Consider the following 3,282-nt stretch of genomic DNA (forward strand, 5'->3'; position numbering starts at 1 on the left):
GCGGGCGAATTCCTTCGATGCGTCAGCTGAGCGGACCGTTTCATCGTCTTTGGGCGAAGTCGCAGCCTGGAACTCGCTACCAATTCCGGCCGGGACGTTTCTTTCCCATATGATCGCGCCCGTACACGCGATGATCACCCAGCCGGTCGCGACAACCGCGCACCAGGTCATCAAGGTCATCGCGACGCCCATCGGGCCGAACCCGGTCCATCCTCGGAGCAATATCGGGAAGGCCAGCCGCACTACTGCGACGACGACGATTCCGTCGATCACGACCCCGGCGAGCCCAGCGAGCAGATGGTATTTCCAACCTCGACCGCCGTCTCGCACCAGCAACATTGGGGTGAGCGACCAGAAGATCCACACCGGGACGAGCGACACGATCAGAAGCGCCGCACGAATTCCGGCTGCGTGGTGCCCGGCGAAACCGATGCGCTCGCGGGCGTCCATGGTTGCAAGGTACAGGATGAACCAGGCAGCTCCGCGACCCAGCTTCTCGGCCATGCCGAACTGCGGGCGTCGCCATGCCTGAGCGAACATTTGGGCGACCCTGATCGCCATCGGGATTCCCCAAACCAGAAATGCGCTGAGACCGAGAAAGGTCCAGACGTGCTGTACGCCCGAGGGAGCTCCGAACGCTTCGCGCACGCGGTCATCGAGCGGGTGATGCAGGCCGAGAGCGCGAATGAACAGGTCACCTACGCTGGCGTCGCTTGCGAATCCCGAGACGTACGCGAATCCGATAATGATCAGGGGGATTACGGTCGTAAATAGTTGGATCGACACCAGTCCGCTGAGCGCGGAGCCGTCGATCTCGACGAACCGCTGTACAACCGCGACGAGCGGTGCGGTCTTACGCGACCGTTTGAGCCTTTCGTAGCATCGTTCGAGGCGCGGGCGAAGTTCGGCGGCATGGCCATGGTCGCGCATACGCCGCGCCGGGATCATGCGATGATTACGCCAGATCTGATGCGAGTACACCCTCGTCGCCCATCACGGGATCGTTCATCTCCCGCAGGCGCTTGCTCAGTAAGCAGCAAGCTGCTCTTGATGGGTTGGCGGGTCTCGCACGCAGCGGAACCCCAGGTGATTCGTGCCGGTCGTAATCTCCCCTTTGCCGCGGGTGCCGACCATATATCGCGAACAGTATTGGTCGGTACACAGAAACGATCCGCCCCGCTGCACCTTCTTCGCCTGACCCGGTTCCGCCGGATCGAAGGATGCGTCGGGTCCGGTCGGATTTCGCGCTGTTCCTCCGGCCAGTGCCAGTCGTGCGTAGTAATCAGGCCGATACCAGTCGCTGGTCCACTGCCACACGTTACCCGCCATGTCGAGTAGGCCGTAGCCGTTTGCCGGAAACGCGCCGACGGGCGCGATGCCCGCATAGCTGTCCTCGCCCGCATCCCTATCCGGGAAATGGCCCTGAAACGTGTTCGCCATCCAGCGTCCGGCAGGGCGAAACTCATCACCCCAAACGTAGCGCTTTCCTGAAAGTCCGCCTCGTGCGGCGAACTCCCACTCGGCCTCGGTCGGCAAACGCTTGTGCGCCCACGTTGCATAGGCCGCTGCGTCCTCATAAGCAACGTCGACGACAGGGTAGGCTTCACGGCCTCGTAGGTCACTCTGGGGCCCCACGGGGTGGCGCCAATTGGCACCGGGAACATACGACCACCAAACGAAGTGATCGTCGAGCGGCACAGGATGATCAGGGGCGTGGAATACCACCGCACCCGCTACGAGCTTCTCGGGTGGTGCGGTCGGATAGTCCTCAGCCTTAGGCTTGCGTTCGGCTACCGTGATGTAGCCAGTCGCTCTCACGAACCTTGCAAACTCTGCGTTCGTCACATCGGTCTTATCCATGTAGAAGCCATGAACATAGACCCGGTGAATCGGTCGAGAATCGTGCGTAGCCTGCATCCCGACCTCATTCAAGTCGGGTGCTTCCTCGGCTCCCATGGAAAACTCGCCACCCGGTATCCAGACCATACCGTCGGGTGTCCTGTCTGGAGGTACCGCTCTATCTTGGATGGTCGGTGCAAACGCCGGCATCGAGGTCGGGCTGACGTTGTTTGAGCCGGACAGATCTTGGGCGCCACCCGTGCTGCTCATGTTCCACGTCACAGCGGCCAAGGTGATCGCAGCTATCGATACGACAGCGCTCCAGATCCAGGGTCGCCGAATGCTCGAGGCAGCGGTGAGCCTCCGATCACGACGACTCGTCTTTCTACGCACGATAGTGGGCATACCAACACTGACGCGGTGCGAAAATCGCCTGAACAAGAGCGTCACAACTGGGTTCCCGCAGTGCCAGTGTGTTCAGCCTGACTCTTAAGCTGCTCACGGCGCAACCGAGCGCCTGCGATCACTGGCGAGCTCAGGAATGAAGGAGCTTCTGCCGAGACAGGACCGTCCGCTAAGTAGACGATAGTCCCATAGTGTTCGCGCTCTGTACGACTTCTAAATTAGCCCTTTGGCCCAACCGGTCTCCACGACAGCAGTGAACCTGTGGTAACCAATAGGCTGTGGCGGCTATTTGCTGCGCTTGCAGTGCTGCTGGGATCTGCAGGTACCGCTTTAGGGAGCGACTACGAGTCCGGTGATCCCATCAGAGATCAGTTCCGCGTTGATCTCGGCGGCTATGCACCGGTGACCTCCACGACGATTCGTCTCGACGGCACCGTCGGTGGCGTTCGTGTTCCGGGGACCACATTTGATGTCGAGCGCGAGCTCGGCTATCGCAGCAAGAGCCTCTTCCGTGCGGATGCCTACTGGCGCTTCTTCCGGCACCACAAGCTGATGGTTTCGTATTTCCGAAACGACCGCGACGCCTCGAAATCGATCAACGAGACGCTGCAGTTCGGTAACCTGCGCTTTCCGGTTGGCGTCGGTATCAACAGTCGATTCGACACCCGATTGCTTCAGGCCGCGTATGAATGGGACTTCTTGCAGGGCAAGCACTATTTTCTCGGTGCGATCATTGGCATTCACGATCTCAAGTTCAACCTGGCCCTTTCGGGAACAGCCTATGTGAGCAATAGCGCGATGACTGCTTCAGCCTATAGGGAGGCGTCGGTGGACGGGCCGCTGCCGGTCGTGGGACTGCATGGCCTGTGGCGCTTTAATCCAAAGTTCTATATCGATGCACAGTATCAATACTTCCAAGCGTCCATCAGCCCTTACAGTGGCCATCTCAGTGATGCGATAGTCTCGGCGGTCTGGCAGGCGTCCAAGCACGTTGGGTTAGGTGCGGGCTACGATGCATTCGGCGCAGGACTGCGCGTC

3 protein-coding genes are annotated in these 3,282 nt (G+C 60.3%); 1 reads left to right on the plus strand and 2 read right to left on the minus strand.

The window, feature by feature from the left end; genetic code table 11:
* Together VML93_RS17265 and VML93_RS17270 are read right to left on the minus strand one after the other, a co-directional pair.
* Positions 1-948: hypothetical protein (locus tag VML93_RS17265; protein ID WP_325612485.1), on the minus strand; the 948-nt coding region annotated here is incomplete at its 3' end.
* A 78-nt stretch (positions 949-1,026) separates the two neighbouring features.
* On the minus strand, positions 1,027-2,121 hold the full coding sequence (locus tag VML93_RS17270) for a formylglycine-generating enzyme family protein (RefSeq protein ID WP_325612487.1): 1,095 nt from the start codon (positions 2,119-2,121) through the stop codon (positions 1,027-1,029).
* Positions 2,122-2,505: 384 nt separating this feature from the next.
* Here VML93_RS17270 and VML93_RS17275 point away from each other — a divergent pair.
* On the plus strand, positions 2,506-3,282 hold a 777-nt coding region (locus tag VML93_RS17275; RefSeq protein WP_325612489.1), incomplete at its 3' end, for a hypothetical protein.

Origin of the sequence: Mycobacterium sp., assembly GCF_035499775.1 — a bacterium.
Classification (GTDB): Bacteria; Actinomycetota; Actinomycetes; order Mycobacteriales; family Mycobacteriaceae; genus Mycobacterium.